The organism is Mesorhizobium sp. BHbdii, from assembly GCF_053848045.1.
Genome location: NZ_JBSPKX010000001.1, coordinates 605,232 through 623,961, shown reverse-complemented (window position 1 = coordinate 623,961; position 18,730 = coordinate 605,232). Strand labels below are relative to the sequence as shown.

The 18,730-nt window shown below is 63.0% G+C and carries 15 protein-coding genes; 10 read left to right on the top strand and 5 right to left on the bottom strand.

The window, feature by feature from the left end:
- Positions 1-55: 55 nt before the first annotated feature.
- Positions 56-1,762 carry an HAD family hydrolase gene (locus tag ACWTU8_RS02935; RefSeq protein WP_455846965.1) on the top strand — a complete coding sequence of 569 codons (1,707 nt, stop codon included), beginning with the start codon at positions 56-58 and terminating at the stop codon, positions 1,760-1,762.
- A gap of 183 nt (positions 1,763-1,945) precedes the next feature.
- On the opposite strand, the gene ACWTU8_RS02930 is transcribed toward ACWTU8_RS02935, so the two are convergent.
- Both ACWTU8_RS02930 and ACWTU8_RS02925 read right to left on the bottom strand, forming a co-directional pair.
- A complete protein-coding gene (locus tag ACWTU8_RS02930) occupies positions 1,946-2,380 on the bottom strand; it encodes a hypothetical protein (protein ID WP_082982175.1) in 435 nt (144 codons plus the stop codon).
- Between the two features lie 605 nt (positions 2,381-2,985).
- The gene (locus tag ACWTU8_RS02925; RefSeq protein WP_455846964.1) at positions 2,986-3,918 is read right to left on the bottom strand and encodes a GntR family transcriptional regulator; all 933 of its coding nucleotides are present in this window, start codon (positions 3,916-3,918) and stop codon (positions 2,986-2,988) included.
- 135 nt (positions 3,919-4,053) lie between these two features.
- On the opposite strand from ACWTU8_RS02925, the gene ACWTU8_RS02920 reads away from it, so the two are divergent.
- From ACWTU8_RS02920 to ACWTU8_RS02895, 6 genes are all read left to right on the top strand, one after another.
- Positions 4,054-5,253, top strand: coding sequence for a C45 family autoproteolytic acyltransferase/hydolase (locus ACWTU8_RS02920; protein WP_455846963.1), 1,200 nt, complete (start codon positions 4,054-4,056; stop codon positions 5,251-5,253).
- Entirely contained in the window at positions 5,235-6,176 is a 942-nt protein-coding gene (locus tag ACWTU8_RS02915; protein ID WP_455846962.1) for an ABC transporter permease, read from the top strand. The genes ACWTU8_RS02920 and ACWTU8_RS02915 overlap by 19 nt, the downstream gene beginning before the upstream one ends.
- Positions 6,173-7,000: an ABC transporter permease gene (locus tag ACWTU8_RS02910; RefSeq protein WP_455846961.1), complete on the top strand. Its 828-nt coding sequence runs from the start codon at positions 6,173-6,175 to the stop codon at positions 6,998-7,000. The genes ACWTU8_RS02915 and ACWTU8_RS02910 overlap by 4 nt, the downstream gene beginning before the upstream one ends.
- A 41-nt stretch (positions 7,001-7,041) precedes the next feature.
- Complete coding sequence (locus tag ACWTU8_RS02905; RefSeq protein WP_455848369.1) at positions 7,042-8,673, top strand: ABC transporter ATP-binding protein; 1,632 nt, start codon at positions 7,042-7,044, stop codon at positions 8,671-8,673.
- Between the two features lie 25 nt (positions 8,674-8,698).
- The gene (locus tag ACWTU8_RS02900; RefSeq protein WP_455846960.1) at positions 8,699-9,436 is read left to right on the top strand and encodes an MOSC domain-containing protein; all 738 of its coding nucleotides are present in this window, start codon (positions 8,699-8,701) and stop codon (positions 9,434-9,436) included.
- A gap of 560 nt (positions 9,437-9,996) precedes the next feature.
- Positions 9,997-10,416, top strand: a complete 420-nt coding sequence (locus tag ACWTU8_RS02895) for a hypothetical protein (protein WP_455846959.1) — start codon at positions 9,997-9,999, stop codon at positions 10,414-10,416.
- A 448-nt stretch (positions 10,417-10,864) separates the two neighbouring features.
- Here the strand turns inward: ACWTU8_RS02895 and ACWTU8_RS02890 are convergent, their stop codons facing one another.
- The 3 genes from ACWTU8_RS02890 to ACWTU8_RS02880 form a co-directional block, all read right to left on the bottom strand.
- On the bottom strand, positions 10,865-12,751 hold the full coding sequence (locus tag ACWTU8_RS02890; RefSeq protein WP_455846958.1) for a hypothetical protein: 1,887 nt from the start codon (positions 12,749-12,751) through the stop codon (positions 10,865-10,867).
- A 627-nt stretch (positions 12,752-13,378) separates the two neighbouring features.
- The gene (locus ACWTU8_RS02885) at positions 13,379-14,947 is read right to left on the bottom strand and encodes an ABC transporter substrate-binding protein (protein ID WP_455846957.1); all 1,569 of its coding nucleotides are present in this window, start codon (positions 14,945-14,947) and stop codon (positions 13,379-13,381) included.
- 49 nt (positions 14,948-14,996) lie between these two features.
- Positions 14,997-15,842, bottom strand: coding sequence for an alpha/beta hydrolase (locus ACWTU8_RS02880; protein ID WP_455846956.1), 846 nt, complete (start codon positions 15,840-15,842; stop codon positions 14,997-14,999).
- Between the two features lie 462 nt (positions 15,843-16,304).
- On the opposite strand from ACWTU8_RS02880, the gene ACWTU8_RS02875 reads away from it, so the two are divergent.
- From ACWTU8_RS02875 to ACWTU8_RS02865, 3 genes are all read left to right on the top strand, one after another.
- On the top strand, positions 16,305-16,745 hold the full coding sequence (locus ACWTU8_RS02875; protein ID WP_455846955.1) for a hypothetical protein: 441 nt from the start codon (positions 16,305-16,307) through the stop codon (positions 16,743-16,745).
- A gap of 214 nt (positions 16,746-16,959) precedes the next feature.
- Positions 16,960-17,877, top strand: a complete 918-nt coding sequence (locus ACWTU8_RS02870; RefSeq protein WP_455846954.1) for an aldo/keto reductase — start codon at positions 16,960-16,962, stop codon at positions 17,875-17,877.
- Positions 17,878-18,543: a DUF6064 family protein gene (locus tag ACWTU8_RS02865; RefSeq protein ID WP_455837679.1), complete on the top strand. Its 666-nt coding sequence runs from the start codon at positions 17,878-17,880 to the stop codon at positions 18,541-18,543.
- The last annotated feature ends 187 nt before the right edge of the window (positions 18,544-18,730 follow it).

Sequence of the window (18,730 nt, the reverse complement as noted above, 5' to 3'; positions counted from 1 at the left end):
TCAGTTCGGCGAGAAAGCTTCTCGGGTCAGCTTCGGACTACCGACGGACAGTTCAATGTATGCTCTTGCACTAGCCACTGACTACGACGGCACGCTCGCGGAAAACGGGATCGTTTCCGACGCCACCCGTGCCGCGCTCGGGCGGCTGAAGGAAACCGGCCGCAAGTTGATAATGGTCACCGGTCGCGAGCTTGCCGACCTCGAAAGCGTTTTCCCGGAGCTTGGCATTTTCGACAAGGTCGTCGCCGAAAATGGCGCGCTCGTCTACACGCCGGCTTCGAAGGAGGAGCGCATCCTGGCGCCTGCGCCTCCGGCGGAATTCGTCGACAGGCTGATGATCCGCAAGATCGCGCCCCTGTCGATAGGACGTTCCGTCGTCGCCACCAGGGAGCCCCACGAGACCATCGTGCTGGAAGTGATCAAGGACCTTGGCCTGGAGCTGGAGATCATCTTCAACAAGGGTGCCGTCATGGTGCTGCCGAGCGGGGTCAACAAGGCGACCGGTCTTGCGGCTGCCCTCGAGGATCTGGGATTGTCCGCCCACAATGTCGTCGGCATCGGCGATGCGGAGAACGACCATGCCTTTCTGCGCGCCGTCGGCTTCGGAGTTGCAGTTGCCAATGCACTGCCGAAGGTAAGGGAGACGGCGGGCCACGTGACGAATGGTGCCCGCGGCGCGGGCGTGAGGGAGTTGATCGAGGGCCTCATCTCGCATGACGCCGCCTTGCTGGACACGGCGCGGCAACGCATTGAGATTGGCGCGGACGACGGGTCGGGCGCGGTGATGCACCTTTCACCGCGCGGCGGCGGCGTGCTGCTGGCCGGCACGTCGGGGATCGGGAAATCCACCCTCGCCACCGCCCTGACCGAACGCTTCGTCGAGCAAGGCTTCCAGTTTTGCGTGCTCGACCCGGAGGGCGACTACGAGGAACTGGAGGACGTGCTGGTGGTTGGCGACGCCAAAAGCCCGCCGAGCTCGCGCGAAATCTTCGACCTCTTGTCCAAACCGTCCAACAATGTCGCCGTCAACATGCTCGGGATCAAGACCGCGGAGCGGCCAAACGCCTTCGCCAAGCTGCTGCCGGAGCTTGCCGCGCTCCGCGCCCGCACCGGACGCCCGCACTGGCTGATCATCGACGAAGCACACCACCTGTTGCCGCATGCGCGGGATGGCACATCCTTTGCGCTTCCAAAAAGCCTTTCGGCGACCATTCTGGTCACAGTTCATCCCGATCTGGTTTCGCGGGACGTGCTGGCAGGTGTCGACACGGTGCTGGCTCTTGGCCCGGAAGCCGACAAGGTCGTCGAAAGCTTCTGTGGCGCAATAGGCGAAGACGTGCCGCAGGGCGTCGTGCCGCCACCGGAAAACAAGGTCTTGTATTGGAACCGGTCGACAGGCGATCCCGCAAGACCGATCTCGATCGAGCGTCCCCGGCAGGAACGCAAGCGCCATATCCGCAAGTATGCCGAGGGTGATCTTGGCGACAATAGTTTCTATTTCCGCGGCGCGGACGGCAAGCTCAACCTGAAAGCGCAAAATCTCATGATGTTCCTCCACATCGCCGAGGGGATCGACGACCGCACCTGGGAGCATCACTTGCGCGCGGGCGACTATTCGGCCTGGTTCCGCGATCAGGTCAAGGACAAGGGACTTGCGGAGGAAGCGGCTGTCATCGAGGATGACGAGAATCTCGATCCGCATAGAAGCCGCGCCGCCATCGCGGAAGCGGTCCATCGCCGCTACACGGCGCCCGCCGACTGAAATCAGCCCATGCCTGTCGTATCGAGGCGCATTGTATCAACCTTCGCCGATGGCGGATCGCCGCGAACGGCACATCCGCACATCAACGACCACTGATGCGAGGCGTGAAAATCGCTTCGCCGCCTCCATCACCCGAACATGCCGGCCCCTAGTGTGAATGCCGGCAGCGTGAATGCCCTAGCGTCAATGCATGAATGTTCCTCGCAGCCAGGCGAAGAAACCGAACCTCTCGGACATTGCCGCACGGACGCGAGAGGCAGCCCATCGCGCTCGTATCGTGGCGCCCACATGGCAGTGGCAGACAATTTCGTGCAACTGCCAGTCAGTCAGTTCGAAGAAGCGCCTGGCTTCACCGTAGGTGTCGTCTCTCAAGCCTTGCGCACGAAAGATTGGGTCCTCGAAGGCAACCGTGAGAGGCGAGTCGTTGTAACGCATTTTTTCGCGTATCTCAGGGGACTTATATTCGGTGCCCGTCAGCGCTTCGAGACGCCGATCGGGATTTTTCTCCAGCAGTTTCGCCCAACGTTCGAGACGCTGGCTTCGGGTCGCTACGAGGTCTGTTGCTTCAGCGTGAACGTCGGCAACGGTATGCAGTTGGTCAAGTGTCTGGTGCTTCACGGCCGCCTCCTATTCAGTAGGTGAGTTCGTCCCACCCTGAAATGGAAATTATGGCGCTCCACGACGCCGACAAGGCCCTTATGCGCGGACCATTCGATCACTTTTCTGACGGCGCCGTCCTGCCATGAGCGCTCGATGCCTGCGGGGTCATCGGAGGCTCCCATCGGAACCATAGGCAAGCGTGGTCGTTCTGCGTGCATCGGCCCGTAGAGCGAAACCGGTCGAAACGGGTAGGCGTCAAAAATCCGGCCGACGTCGGCGACCCGCCAAGGCAGAGTGCAGCGAGCGGAAGGAAATCACACCATGGCCATTCTTCCCACTCCCGAACCAACGCCCACTCCGGCGCCCACGCCACCGCCATTTCCTGAACCGAAGCCTGTACGTGAGCCGGATCCGGACAGACTTCCCGACGAAGCTCCTGTCCCCAATCCGGATGAAAATGATGCGCCGCTGAAAATCGGTCCTAAACATCCAATCCCGACATTTGACGGAGCGGATTGGCGTCAAAGCGATCGGGGAGACGCTCGTTCCAGATCGCTCAGTGCCGGATTTCGGGGCATGCGCGGCCGAGTGGCCAGCATGCGCGATGCCGTCGCCGGCAGGCATCAGATCGAGCGCTGTGGCGAAGCGAACTCGGAGGCCTGCCGTAGATGCTGGCGCAGCAGCGCTTCGGCCCATTCGATCTCGCCCGCTTCGACGGCATCGAGAATGGCCAGATGTTCCCGGCAGGACTGCTCGATGCGTTCGGCCGGCAATTCCTCGAAACCCGCTGATTCCTGCAACCGGCGCAGATTGTTCTGCTGGCGCACCGCATCGGCCAGGAACCGGTTGCCGGAGCAGGCCGCGAGCCCTTCGTGAAAGGATGCATTGATCCGGAACCATTCGTCGCCGCCGATCAGTGTCTTGCCCGTCGACACGATCGCCAGGATGCGCTCGTGAGCGCGCCGGACAGGCGCCAGCTGCTGAGGACCCGCATTGAACATGGGCGACCGCAGCGCCGCGCATTCGACGGCCATCCGGAATTCATAGCTTTCCCGGTAGGCGTCCTCGCCGACAAGTGTGTCGGCGAAACGCCAGCCATGCCCCGGCAGGCGCTGCACCAGCCCTTCGGCGGCAAAGCGGAGCAGGAGCTTGCGCACGACGCCGCGCGGCACCTGATAGCGCGGCATCAATTCCGCCTCAGACACCTCCTGGGGCAGTTGGCCAAGCGCGCGCTCCCGCATCATCCTGCGGTAAAGCTCCTCGAGCGGAGAGCTGGGCAGGATATCCTCCGGGTCGAGGTCGGCGACATCGCGCGCCAATTGCAGCCCCCTCGTCTCGAAGGGACTTAAGATGCCCTGGGCGACCAGCAGTTCCAGCGCCGCGCTGACGGGGGAACGCGAAACGCCGAACGTGCGGGCAAGGTCCGGCACCGAGACGCGGGTTCCGACCGTCCAGCCTGAATCCCTGATCCGCTCCAGGATCCGCCGCGCCAGATCGATCTGCAGCGGACTGGCCGCCTCGCTGCGTGCCGGCCGGTCGATCATCGTTTCATTCATAGGCACTTCCTCAAGCGTTCGCATTATAGATATGCGCCACGCAGTTCGAACTAGCAATCTAGCGAATTTTCCTGCTTTTCATTCAATCAAAATGCATTAGTATCCGGACTCACACCAGTTTGAGGCTTCCGCTTGATGACAACAGTCGCACCATTTCCGCTTGTCGAGATCGATGGAGCGCCGAGAGAGCGCGGCATGGCCTATGGCGAACAGGCGCGCGGGCGCATCGGCGCTTCGGTGGCGCTCTATGCCGCGCAGCTCGACCGTTTCGGCTTCAGGCGGGACGATGTCGGGCGGTTCTCCGGCATCTTCCTGCCCCGCTTGCGGCAATGGGCGCCCGATCTCGTCGAGGAAATGGAAGGAATTGCGTCAGGCGCGAATGTCGACCTGTCCTCGATCGTCCTGGTCAATGCGCGTACCGAAATCCTGCAGCTCGCCCGGCGCGAGAAAGGCATTTCCGACGACGAGCCCGACGGCTGCACGGGCGCGGCGATCCTGCCGGAGGCAACCCGGAACGGCAGGCTCATCCATGGCCAGAACTGGGACTGGAAGGCCGAATGCGCCGAGACCTCGGTGGTGTTGCGCATCCGGCGAACGGACGGGCCGGACCTCCTCACCTTCACCGAAGCCGGCGGACTGGCGCGCAGCGGCTTCAACTCGGCCGGTATCGGCATCACCGCGAACTATCTCGAATCGGACCGCGACTATCGTGGGATCGGAATTCCGCTTCCCATCATCCGGCGCCGGGCTCTTGAAGCGCAGCATTTCGCCCATGCCATCAAGGTGGTGGCGACGACGCCGAAATCCGGTTCCAACAACATGATCCTGAGCACCGCCGAAGGGTTCACGGCCAATTTCGAATGCGCCCCAGACGAGGTCTTCACCATCTATCCGGACAACGACATGGTCGTCCACGCCAATCACTGGCAGAGCCCGGTGGCGTTGTCTAAGCTGCGCGAAACCGGACTTCGCGACGTGCCGGACAGTCTCTATCGCGACCACCGCGTGCGCCGGCACCTGTCGGCGCGGCATGGAGACATAACCATCGACGACCTGAAGGAAGCGCTGTTCGACAACTTCGCTTCGCCGTTCAGCGTGTGTCGCCCGCAGATCAGGAAGGAAGGCGGCAATCTCTCGGCGACGGTGGCGATGATCGTCTTCGAACCAGCCGCCGGCGTCATGGAGATCGCGCCGTTGCCGGCCAAGAACCGTGAATTCACCCGCTACGAACTCACCATCGAAGACGAGATCCTCGAGCGGGCGGAGAAGGCAGTGCCCGCACGGGAGAGACCTTCGATATCAGCACAGGAGAAACGATGGTCCGCTTTGTCCTGACCCGCCTCGCCAGCGCCGTACCGACACTCATCCTGGTCTCGGTCGCGGTCTTCGTGATGATGCGCTTCATTCCGGGCGATCCTGCGGCGCTGATGCTGGGCGAGCTCGCGCAGCCCGGACAGGTCGATGCGATGCGGCATCAGATGGGGCTCGACCAGCCGGTGGTGGCGCAATATCTGATCTGGGCCGGCAACGTCCTTTCAGGCGATTTCGGACGCTCGATCGGCAGCGGGCAAGAGGTGCTGCCGCTCATCCTCGACCGTTTCGCCGTCTCCTCGACCATCGTCTTTCTCGCCGTGATTGTCGCCTCGGCGATCGCCGTGCCTGCCGGAATGCTGGCTGCTTGGAAGCAGGACAGTCTCCGCGACGTCACGGTCGTCGCCACCTCGACCATCCTGCTCTCGATCCCCAGTTTCTGGCTGGGGCTGATGCTGATGCTGATCTTCGGCCTCTATCTCGGCTGGCTGCCGGTCGTCGGCTACGTACCCTTCAGCCGCGACTTCGCGCAAGCCGCTCTGTATGTGATCCTGCCCGTGGTCACCTTGGTGCTCGTCGAGTCCGGCCCGATTGCGCGCATGGCCAGGGCCAGCACGATCGAGGTGGCGCGCCTGGAATACATCACCCATGCGCGGGCAAAGGGGCTTTCGGAAAGCGCGGTGATGTGGCGCCACGCTTTCAAGAATGCCTTCGCGCCCACCTTGACCCTGATTGGCTTGGTGCTCGGCAGCCTGCTTTCCAGCATCGTCGTCATCGAGACCGTCTTTACCATTCCCGGCCTCGGCCGGCTGCTGGTCGACGCGATCTATGCCCGCGACTACCCCGTGATTCAGGGATCGATGCTGTTCGTCGCCTTCATCTATGTCGCGGTCAATCTTCTCGTCGACCTGATTTACCCGCTGCTCGATCCGAGGGTTACCGCATGATCGCCCGTGCGCTCGGCCGGCCCGGTCTGAAATTCAACGCGATCTTCGGGGTCGCCGTCACCGGGGCATTGATCCTTTTGGCCGTGTTCGGTCCGTGGATCGCGCCCTTCGATCCGCTCAAGCTCGATCTGCCGTCGCGCCTCAGCGGGCCCTCGCCTGTGCACCTGCTCGGCGCCGACGAATTCGGCCGCGACGTGCTCAGCCGCCTCGCCAGCGGCGCGCGGACCAGCGCCTGGATCGCTTTTGCGACGGTCGCCTTCGCATTGATCACCGGCACCCTCTTCGGCGTTCTCGCCGGTTTCCTGCGGGGCTGGGTCGATCGCGCCATCATGATGGTCAACGACGCCTTCCTCGCCTTCCCTGGCCTGCTTCTGGCGCTCGGCCTGATGGCGGTGATCGGCGCCAGCCGCGAGGGCATCATCGTTGCGCTCGGCCTTGCCTACATGCCGATCGTGGTGCGCGTGGTGCGGGCCTCCGTGATGTCCATTCGCGAGCGGGAATATGTCGAGGCCTCGCGCGTGATGGGCAATAGCGAGATCATCACCATGGCGCGGCATGTGCTGCCCAATTGCGTTGCCCCGATGATCGTGCTCGCGACCACCATGTTCGGCTGGATCATCCTGTCGGAAAGCGCGCTGAGCTTTCTGGGACTGGGCGTCCCGCCTCCGGCGCCCAGCTGGGGCAACATGCTATCGACGGCGCGGCCCTATATCGGCCAGGCGCCGCATCTGATTATCCTTCCGGGTCTCTGCATCTCGATCACGCTGCTCGGCATCAACATGCTGGGCGACGCGGTGCGCGACTGGCTCGACCCGAATATATAGGTGCTGGAAACATGCTCGTGCCGGCCGGGGACAACAACACGATGCTTTCAGTGCGCAACCTGTCGATCTCGGTGGGACCATCGGGAAAGCGGATTGTCGACGAGCTGAATTTCGATCTCGCCTCTGGCGACATGCTGGCGCTGGTCGGTGAATCCGGTTCGGGCAAGACGATGGCGGCCCGCTCGATCCTGAGCTTGCTCCCTGCCCCGCTGGTCACGACCGCTGACAGCAGCATCCGCTTCGAAGGACGGGAGCTCACCGGCCTTGCCGCAAAGGCACTGCGCCGGATACGCGGTGCACAGATCGGCATGGTTTTCCAGGAGCCGATGGTCTCGCTCAATCCCGCCGTCACCATCGGCGAGCAGATGGCGGAAGGGCTTCGCCTGCATCGCGACATGTCGCGCGCCGAGATCAAGGACCGCTCGCTGGCGATGCTGGAGAGGATCCAGATCAAGGATCCCGGCAAATGCCTTGCGGCCTATCCGCACGAATTCTCGGGCGGCATGCGCCAACGCATCATGCTGGCATCGGTCATGCTGCTCAAGCCGCGCCTGCTGATCGCCGACGAGCCGACCACGGCGCTCGACACGCTGGTGCAGCGCGACGTGCTCGACCTCATGGTCGAGCTGACGCGGGAGAATGGAACCGCCGTCCTGCTGATCAGCCACGACCTCGGCATGGTGTCGCACTATGTGAACAACGTGACGGTGATGTGCGAAGGCAAGGCGGTCGAACAGGGAAGCAGCACCCAGGTCCTTCACGCGCCGCAGCACGACTATACCAGGCGGTTGGTGGATGCGCTTCCCAAGCGCAGCGCCGGCGGATCGAGAAGAGCCGTCAACGGCCCGCCCCTGGTCGAGATCAGCAATGTCGTCATCGACTATCCGGGCCGTCCCAGGCTGTTTGCGCGCGCGCAGCCGAAGCGCGCCGTAGACCGCGTCGACCTTACCATCCGGCGTGGCGAAACCCTGGCGTTGGTCGGCGCGTCGGGCTCCGGCAAGACGACGCTCGGTCGCGCCATTGTCGGCCTCGTGAGGCCGTCCAGCGGAACGATCTCGTTTCTTGGCAAGGCGATTGCAAGTGGACGACCGGCTGACACGCGATTGCAGCGTCGCGACATGCAGATCGTCTTCCAGGACCCCTATTCCTCGCTGGACCCTCGCCAGTCCATTGCGGAAATCGTCACCGAGCCGTTGAAGCTCGACACCGAATTGGATCGCAAGCGGCGGACCGCGCGCATGAATGAGGTCATCGAGGAGGTGGGGCTGACGCGCGACCTTCTCGAGCGTTTCCCGCATCAGCTGTCAGGCGGGCAACGCCAGCGCGTCGCGATCGCGCGGGCGATCGTCAGGCGACCGGCCTTCGTCGTTGCCGACGAGCCGGTTTCGGCGCTGGACATGACGGTGCAGAAACAGATCCTGCTCCTGATCCGGTCGTTGCAGGAACGCTACGGTTTCGCCTGTCTATTCGTCTCGCATGATCTGGGTGCGGTGGAGCAGGTTGCCGATAGGGTCGCCGTCATGCAGGAGGGAAGGATCGTCGAGATCGGCGACCGCGACGACGTCTTCGACCGGCCGCGCCACGCCTATACGCGCGCCCTTCTCGATGCGGCGATGCTGATCGATCGCCGTTTCGCCGACGGCGCGGGCGCACGCAAGGCAGTGGCGCAATGACAGCGACACGGCTCGTCTCCGCATCATGACGCCGTTCGGCCATATCAAGGAAATCTGGCGATATCCCGTCAGTTCGATGGGCGGCGAAGGGCTGGACGGGACGGAGCTTGCCGAAGGCGGGATTCCGGGCGACCGGATCTGGGGCGTCGTCGACCGGCGCGACGGAATTGTTGCCGCGCCGGAGAAGCTAAAACATTGGCGGCCGCTGCCGAACCTTTTTGCAAGGCTGCGGGGCGACAGGCCGGAAATCGGACTGGACGATGGCTCCTGGATCGATGCCGGCTCCAGCCTCGCCGGCGAGCTGGTTTCGGCCTTACTTGATTTCCCGGCGGCGTTGCACCCACATGTCCCCTTCGGTTCGCAAGCCCACGATCGTATCGCGCCGCGCTACAAGCGCGCCGACATCCACATCGTCACGTCAGCCTCGATGGACAGGCTTGCCGGCCTGGTTCCGGATCCGTCGCAAGTGGATTCCAGGCGGTTCCGGCCCAACATCGTGATCGAAACCGACGCTTCGCAGGACGGTTTCGTCGAGCAGCAGATCATTGGGAAAGTGCTTTCCATCGGCGAGGCGCGGATCATGATTTCGGAGCCTTGTGCGCGCTGCACGTTCACGGCGCTGGCGCAAGGCGATCTTGCCTTCGAACCGGCAGTGCTGCAAACCATAGCACGCCATGGTAAAGGCGGCTTCGGCGCGCTCTGCCAGATCGTGCAGCCGGGCAAGATCAGGCTGGGCGACAGGGTCACCTTGAACGAAGCCTGACCCTTCTTCCAGCTTTCGATGCCGGACGGGGGCACGTTGCGGCGGCTGATGGGTGAGATGGGCCATAAGTTCGATGGCGGCTATGCGGAGTATGCGTTGTTGCCGAACTCGCTGCTGATGCCGGCCACTACGCACCGCGTCCTTGATACACCGAATTCATCCCCTAGTTTACCTCCGTGGGCGCCTTAGTCGCGAATTTGCCTGGGGGCGGCGGCGGTTGCGCCGTTCTGACTGCATGCCGCGGAAAGACGGTTGGACCGACGCACTTTATGGAGGTGGTCGTGCGTCAATCGCCTGAATCCAGCTGGGCATATTTCGCATTCGTTTGCTCGATCGCAGTAGCTTGCGCAGGAGCTGCAGCCGGCGGCCAGGGCGGCGGAGGCAATAGCGCTGGCGACCATGGTGGCGGAGGCAATAGCGCTGGCAGCCATGGCGGAAGCAATAGCGCTGGCAGCCATGGCGGAGGCAATAGCGCTGGCAGCCATCACGGTGAAGGCGGCAAAGGCGGCCCGCACAAAGGACCTGGCGGCAAGCCCAGCGGCTCCAGCAGTAGTCCACCGGTGGATGACGATGGGACCAGCACCGCTGCAACGGCGGCAGTGGCGGCAACTACGACCGCCACTGCCGTCAGTGTCGTCCCGTCGGTAGAGGCCGGACGGTCGGTCGGCCTCCCCCCCAGCCTCCAGCCTCCCAGTGACGTCAACAGTCCATCAACGGTCAGTCCGATCAAAGCGCTGCCGGGCGTCCCGGATGAAGTCGTTCGCGCCTGCCATGATGCAATCGAGTCGGCCGCCGCCCCGTTTGGCGCGACCAGTGTGCGCGTCAGCAGCGCAGGTTCCATACATCAGTTGAGCCCGGATACGATCTCGGCTCCCATTGAGGTCAGCATCGACTATGTACGGCAGGGCAAAGTGGAGACGCGGCAGGCGCCGATCAAATGCGAATTGAACGCGACTGGCGGCGTGATCGGGCTGACATAGCGCATCGCGCAGACTCCTCGCCGACGAGAGCAGGATGAATTCGAACGGGTGATTTCATCCTGGCATAACTCCTTGTTTTGCCCGAAGTGGCCGCGGCGTCGTGAGAGGGTGCGAAGCAATGCCTTCCGAAGGCCTTCGATAGGAGGACCGCGCAGTCGTTTTGGAAATCACTCCAATGTCGCGTTTCTTGGCCTGAGGGAATAGGGAAGCGTGAGAGAACGCACCCGGGCAATCCGCGACGGGTTGCGAACTTTGCTACGTGCAGTCTTCTGGCTGACAGCCTTCACCGGGCCGGTAGCGGCTGCTGCGCGGCCGGAGCGCGGCTTCAGCGGCCGCTCAACCTGCGCGCTGCGACGCTCAGCCCTGAGCCTGTCATTGTCCGCGCGCGCTGCAGCCAGGTCGCGAGCAAGTGAAACATTGGCTTCACGTTGCTTGTCCAGAGCCTCCTTCAGCCTGGTGACACCAACCAAAAGTGCTCGGGCGGCGGCGAGTTCGAGGCGAACCTTATCAAGATCCTCATGGGTCGAGACTGCTGCAGCGCGTTCTCGTGCCAGCGCTTGCGCCGTCTCGGTTGCAGTCTGCTCGGCACGCTCTCTCGCTGACACCGCTCTGGCTCGTTCCTGTTCAGCCGCGACGCGCTCGACGCGAGCTTTTTGCAGCTCGTCACGCGTCGACGCTGCCGCAGCACGTTCTCGTGCCAGAGCCTGTGCCGTCTCGGTTGCAGTCTGCTCGGCACGCTCTCTCGCTGACACCGCTCTGGCTCGTTCCTGTTCAGACGCGTCGCGCTCGAGGAGAGCTTTTTTAGCTCCTCACGAATCGACGCTGCTGCAGCGCGTTCTCGAGCCAGCGCGCCCTCCGTCTCGGCTGCGGTCTGCTCCACTCGTTCTCTCGCTGTGACTGCACGGGTCCGTTCCTGCTCAGCCGCGTCCGCGCGCTCCATGAGTGCGGCATTGGACAGTTTCACTTCGGCGAGGTCGCCACGAAGGTTCTCTGACTTCCGGCGTTCGTCGTCGAGCATTCCGCTCGCTTGCGCCAGCGAAGCCTTGGCCTTGGCGCCATCCTCGGCGGCCTCGGCCTCAAGCTGTTCAATTTTCGCCCGCGCTCGCGATAGATCGCGCGCCCGCAATGCGGCTCGCTGACGCTCCAGATAAGCAGCGGGCATCTCCGCAAAGACATAATTGGTGGCCTCGCTCAGCATTGTGCGGGCATCTCCCGCTATGCGCCGCAATGCGACAAGTGTGCGGGCTGCCGCGAGCTCGTTGCGCAATCGCTCCTCGCGTGCGTTGTCGGAGGCTGCCATGCTTGCCCTCAGCGCATCGATGTGCTTGCGCGACTCGAGGAGTGCTCCCTGCAGAGCAGCGCTCCTGGCGCGTTCGCCTTCCGCCACGCGGTGCTCCTGGCCGCCCAATTCCCCTGCGGCGGCTGCCTGACCACCGGCTGCCCCGACTTGCGCCCGGGCAGCCGCGAGATCCGGGCTGAGCAAGTCGACACTCGTGCCTTGGGCCCGCGAAATGGCGGGGGCGCTTTCGACCCAGTTTTGTCTCGTCATCGCATAGCTAAGCGGCACGGCCAGACAGATTGCGGCGACGCCCAAGCGGGGCACAAGACCGATCGGCTTGCGAACGCGAGGAGGGGAGGCCGTTACGATGGTCGGCTCGGGATCCAGGCTGAACCCTCCCCTTCGAGCTGTGACATTCAAACCGCCAGGCGCCGGATTGGCCAACTGAGCAAATTTGCGCGGGGAAGCCTTATGGCCCAATTGGTCCCATGCTGACCCGCAAATTCGCTCCCCACGTTCCGCGGGGGCGAGTTGTGTCGGCATACGGCTCAGAGCCCTCAATACTGGACTACTTACGGCGGCAAGATTAGCCGCCACCTGCCTGCGAACATAGCCAGCGATTTCTCTGACCGATGTCGCAAGGCGGCCGGATTGCGGTATGTTCGTCGCGGAAGCGAAAGCGTTGGTCTGGGCCGCAGACGAGCTCTCGCAAGCTTCGGAGCTCACGTCGAAATACTCGATTCGCACCCCGAACCGAAGGTAATTGGCATCCTGACGCCGATCATCCAGGTCTGCGGTGTCTGAGGGCACGGCCACCTGAGAAGAAGAAGAAGCAGGCTCGGCTGCAAGATCGACCGGGCTTTCCCAATCCCAAGATGCCACCTCGGGGGGATCAGATCCGCCTTCGCTCACATCTGATTTGAGGCGATGCCGTTGCACCGCGATTAGGATACGCCGCAGCACAAGATAGAGGCCCACCGAGGCAAGCGTTGCTGTCCCACCCAGGATGGCGAGATCTGCGTCGTTTGCGTAAATTTCGGCAAGAGGATTTGGCATTGCCGTGCCTGTGCGTTCTTGGGTGTATTCTCAAGTTCGTGAAGCGGTGTTTGGTCCCTCGCCTTGTGCTGGCTAAAGCCTTCGATCGCTTTCGAAGCTGTCACTTGCTTCGAGATCCCTCAAGTGCTCGGAGCGCCGGTCCGCGCGCTGATAGACAGGCCGGCGCAGCTGACTTTCATTTGAATCGAAACTTGAAGATGCCGTGGCCGCCGATTATCGGTCGCCAAGGGCGCACAGGCTCTGAAAGCCGACTTGCAACTCCGCATCTCAACGCCCCGAGAGTTCTCCCACGGTGCGCACCATTCCGCCATTTCCGGCTCTGGACGGTCCGCCTGACTTTTAAGCTAGGTCACAAAGCTAGGTCACAGACCTCCACGGTCAACCGTCACCTCATACTAAACGTCAGAAGCACTTCGGCCACGCACAACGGCCATCGCGCTCGGATCGCTGTCGAACGACCGCTCCTGGGCACACGCGCCGTCGGAGAGCTGGTGAGTTTAGGATCCTTCCCACCCTGAGCGGGTTTACGGCCCCGGAACCAAGAGTCAGGTTTTCACACCGGGTACCTCAAACGAAAGATCGGAGGACAACACGCCTCCGATCTTTCGAGCAATAGACAATCGCTAGCTATTCGCTTTGCCAGACGCCCCATACGCGGGGGTTTGCCGCCGGCCATACCGAATAGCCCTTCACCTTCGATGACACCGCGTCGACCGATGGCTCGTAATAGAGGCCAAGGATCGGCACATCCTTTGCCATGAGGGCATGGAGCTGCTTGAACAGCGCCTTGCGTTGCGCTGGGTCGGTCGTCGCCATCGACCTCGTGTAGAGGTCCAGGGCCTCCTTGCTGTCCCACTGCGCCGTCGGGTCGGTCGCCTTGTCGCCGAGGATGACGCCATACATCAGCGACGGATCGAGACGAGCCGAGTAGCCGAAGGACTGGATCTGGAATTTGCCGGCAAGGTAATTGTCGAGCTGTGCCGCCCAATCCAGCACTTCGAGCTGGGCGTTGAAGCCCGCGGCCGTCAGCATCGCCTGCAGCAGCACCGCGTTCTCATACATCCCCTGGTAGCGGGTGTTGGTCTGGATCTTGATCGGCTGGCCCTTGTAGCCGGCCTCGTCCAGCAGTGCCTTAGCCTTGACCGGGTCGTATTCCGGCCATTTAAGGAATTCGTCGTCGAAGAACGAGCTCGCCTGGGCGACGGCCGAGGGATCTCCGGTGGCGACACCGTTGGTGCGGGCGGCGGCGATCTGGTTGATGTCGGCGGCATGCGCCAGCGCCGTGCGTATCTTGGCATTCGACAGCAGCGGGTCCTTGGTTTGCAGCAGGATCGCCGTCCATGACAGGCCTTGTGTCGACAGCACCGTCATGCCCCGCGACTTGGCTTCCTCGACACGCGATGATTCAAGATCGGGAAGCACGTCGAGCTCGCCGGCAAACAGCGCGGTCTCCGCCGCCGCCGTGTCGGGGATGACGATGAAGCGCACCTCGTCGACATAGGCCTCACGGCTGCCGGCAAAGCCACTTGGCGCCTCCTTCACCGGCTTGTAGTCGGGAAAGCGTTCGAGCGCCAAATACTGGCCCTTGACCCATTCCTTCAGCGTGAACGGGCCGCTGCCGATGGCGGAATCGGCGATCCATTTGCCGTCAGCGCCGACATTCTTCGGGCTGGCGACCCAGCCATTGCACTGGACACTGGCGAGCTGCGCCAAAAAGAGCGCATTCGGCGCGTTGAGGGTGAAGACGACGGTGCGTGGATCGGGCGTCGCCACTTGCTCGACCTTAAGGCCCTGGCTGCCATCGAAGAACGGAATGCAGAACCACTGGTTGGCTGGGTCCATGCGGCGATCCCAGTTCCATCTGACGTCGGATGAGGTCACGGCGTCGCCATTGTGGAAAGCCGCGCCGTCGCGCAGCGTAAAGGCATAGGTCTTGCCGTCGTCCGACACTTTCCAGGATTCGGCCAGTGCCGGCCCTACTGTGAGATCGGCGCGATATGCCACCAGCGTCTCAAAGATATGGTGCAGCACCGTGTCGGTATTCGCGTCTCGGCTGAGACCGTCGGTGGCGCGGATGTCGGCGTTGATGCGAACCTTGAGCGTGCGGCCGGTTTTCGGCTGCTCCTGCGCCGTCGCCGGCAATGCACACGCCATCACGGCGATTGCCGCCAGCACCTGAATCAATCGTCTTCCCATTCTCAATCCTGTTCCCATTTTTTTATCTCCAGTTTGTTGACTGCAGTTTTCAGGCGGGCGCGGCATTCAATGTCCGCGCAAAGAACTCCTTGACCTTGGCGATGAGCTCGCGGTCGTTGTGAGCGATGCCAGGCACGACATCCAACTGCACCTCGACGCCGTGGCTTTCCAGGCTGCCCTTCAACGATCTGATCCGGTCGTTGCGGGTCGCGCCGGCGAGATCGGCGCCGGGCATCCACCAGTCATCCTCCGGCTTGATGGTGATCTCCCAGGTTTGGAGATCGTCACCACCGATCACCATCTGCACGGCGACCTTGCGCATGGCGTCGAGGTCGACGTTCTTGCCGAACACTCTCTCGAAGTCGCGCACCCCGACCCAGAAATCGTGATCGAAGTCAAGCAGCGTCACAACGCCCGGCGCACCGATCGATGCGGCCAGCAGACGTTCGGGATGGAGGAACAGGAAACGATGGGTGAAATGGCCGCCCCCAGAGAAGCCGTACATCAGCACACGGTCGCCGCGGATGCGATAACGCTCGCGCATCTCCTCGACCATGTCGAGCAGCACGGCATCGTAGTGGAGGTCGCCCTGGCGCAGCATCTTGTAAGAGGAAAGATCGCCCGGAAAACAGATATTCGCCGGGAAGAGCGGGGCGAGCACGATCACGCCGTTCTGTTCGGCGAAGTCGGCAAAGGCGTCCCGGTAGGTGAGCATGCCGCGTTCGGTGCCATGCACGATCACCGCCAGCGGATAGGTCTTGCCGCCGTCTTCGTCATAGTCCTCGGGCACATAGGCACAATAGGGGAAGCGCTGGTCGAAGCGGGAGGCGTACACCGAGGTGTGCCCGAAATCGTAATAGGACAGGCGCTTGCCATGTCCGCTGACGTTGCGCATCGAATTTTCCCTAATCTCAATCTCATTGTTTCATCATTTTGTGTGACTGAAAAGCATTTGTTTATCCCCGATGTCAGGAAAGTACGTATTTTACGTCGCATAACGCCGAAGCTTCCGGAGCAGGCATGAGCAGGTGTCCGGCCGTCGCGCATCAGTTCGGGGTTCCGGAAACTGGCCGTGCTGCAAAAGGCGCATCGCGCCTCGTTTACGTCGCGCACGATAGCGGCGCGTGCGCGTGGCCCATTTGGGCTTCGATCGCGGCGAGGATCGCATCAGCGCCGTCGGCTCAAGGTCGGCCGAGCGTCATGACAAACGACATCGTGAAGTTGTGCAGGTTGACTCGATTATCTGCTTGCCTAACTAGGTTCTCGGGGCTCAGCGCAAATCACTACAGTCGGTATGATATCTTCCCGCATCCGAACGCTTGTCCTTGTTGTTGTTCTCCTGGCCGGCAGTTCGATCGTGTCCGCCTGCGTCGCCCCTGACGACACGTCGAACCTCTCAAAGGAAGACGCCACAACGGCGGCAGCCCGCAAAGAGATGGTCGGTCTCAGCGAGGCGGACGTTCGAATGTGCGCTGGCTTTCCGACGGCCACCGCCGATGCGGGCGGAAGCCAGATCTGGACGTATCAGCGTACCGTTCAACGCGGCAATCTCAACGTCGTGATTCCAACTTTGGCCGTGGGTGCGGTCCCGACGGTTGGAGGATCGCTCAATGTCGATCCTGGCGGCTATTGCAACACGCAAATCCGAATGGTCGGTGGCCGTGTTGCCGAGGTCGCCTACGCCGGCGACAACAACACGCAGAACCACCGCGATGCGCTCTGCGTCAGCACGGTAGACGGCTGCGTGGCATATGCCCGCCAGCGCCATCAAGTCAGGACAGGAGCCATTTCCAGGTAATCGGGCCGGCTGGCGCACCCCAGGCCCTGCACCGTTCGTTCCTATTTCAGGCAGGCGTTCGATATTCCGAACAGCTGCCAGAGACCGACCTTCCCGCCGATCAGCCTTGCGAAGGCCGATCGCCCGGAACCATTCTTGTGGTCGGGAGTACAAGTAGTCGGGAGCACAGGGGGGTCGGGAGTACAGGGAGTCGGGAGTACAGGGACGGCAGACGATGATCATCACCCGCAGGACGTTCGTGAAGGCTGCCGCCACTTCCGGAGCGGCTCTGGTGCTGCCGGGAAACGCGCCCGGCGCGCCGCCTGCGCCGGTGATGCGGGCCGTGCCCTCCTCGGGAGAGATGCTTCCCGCTGTGGGCCTGGGCACCTGGATCACCTTCAATGTCGGCGACGATCCGGTGCTGCGCGACGAGTGCGCCGAGGTGATGGCGGCCTTCTTCGCGGCGGGCGGCCGCATGATCGATTCCTCGCCCATGTACGGCTCCTCGCAGCCTGTGATCGGCTATGGCCTCGAGAAGCTCGGCCGGCCCGAAGCGCTGTTTTCCGCCGAGAAGGTCTGGACCTCCTCCGCCGCCGACGGACCCGCGCAGATCGAGCAGTCGCGCCGCTTGTGGGGTGTGCCGCGCTTCGATCTCGTGCAGGTCCACAACCTCGTCGCCTGGGAAACCCATCTCGAAACCTTGTTCGCCAAGAAGGCGGACGGGCGGATCCGTTATGTCGGCATCACGACGTCCGAAGGACGACGGCACGACCTGTTCGAACAAATCATGCGCACGCATCCGCTCGACTTCGTGCAGCTCACCTATAACATCGTCGACCGCGAGGCGGAGGAGCGGCTCCTGCCGCTGGCGGCCGAGCGCGGGATGGCCGTCATCGTCAACCGGCCGTTTCGCCAAGGCGCGCTGACGCGCCAGCTCGAAGGCGAGACGCTGCCGGACTGGGCGGCGGAGATCGGTGCCGGGACCTGGGCGCAGTTCATTTTGAAGTTCATCCTTTCGCATCCCTCCGTAACCGTCGCCATCCCCGCCACCACCCGCGTTGAACACGTGCGCGAGAACGTGCTGGCGGCGACTGGTCCCCTCCCCGACGCGGCCATGCGCGATCAGATGGCGGCCTACGTCCGGAATCTCTAGATGTCGGAATGGTGGACCTACCGGCTGGAAGATTTCCTGCTATTCTCGCCGCGCGTCTACTGGCGCATGTTCGAGTTGGCCAATGCCGCCTTCTGGCCGCTGCATCTCCTGACGCTCGCCGCCGGCCTCGCCATTGTCCTGCTCGTGCTGCGGCGGCCGCCTCGCCACGGCCTCTGGATTGCGCTCGTCCTCGCCGCGCTCTTTGCCTTCGTCGGCTGGTCCTTCCTGTCGAGCCGCTATGCCGTGATCAACTGGGCGATCGCCTATGTCGCGCCGGCCTTCGGCCTGCAGGCGCTGCTGCTGGCGTTCGGCGGTGCCGCGCGCGGCGGCCTCGCCTTCGAGCGGCGGGACATCGCAGCAAGGCTCGGGCTGCTGATCATGGCCGCTGGCCTCGTCGTCTATCCCCTCCTGCCGCCGCTTTTCCGGCGGCCATGGACAAGCGCCGAGGTCTTCGGCATCGCGCCGGACCCGACTGCGATCACGACGCTCGGCGTCCTGCTTGCAGCGAGCGGCGGGCCTGTGCCGCTGCTGTTTGCGATCCCGCTGCTGTGGCTGCTGCTCAGCGGCCTGACGCTCCATGCCATGGGCGATCCGCAGGCCTGGCCGCCGCTTCTGGCAGCGGGCACCACTGTCGCTGCCTTGGCCCTGCGCCGCATTGCTCGGTGATGCGATAACGCTTCGGCATTTGCTCCGGCAAGAAACGTGAGCGATTGTCGGCAGCACGTTTGTTCTTGGTTTGTGCCGGCAGCTGTGCTATGAAATTGTTTATGGTGCCTATTCGCGCCAACGACCCGCGGCCGAGGCGGGTTTTTGTTTCAGGTTCGGCGCCATCCTTCACAGGGCTCCAAATCCA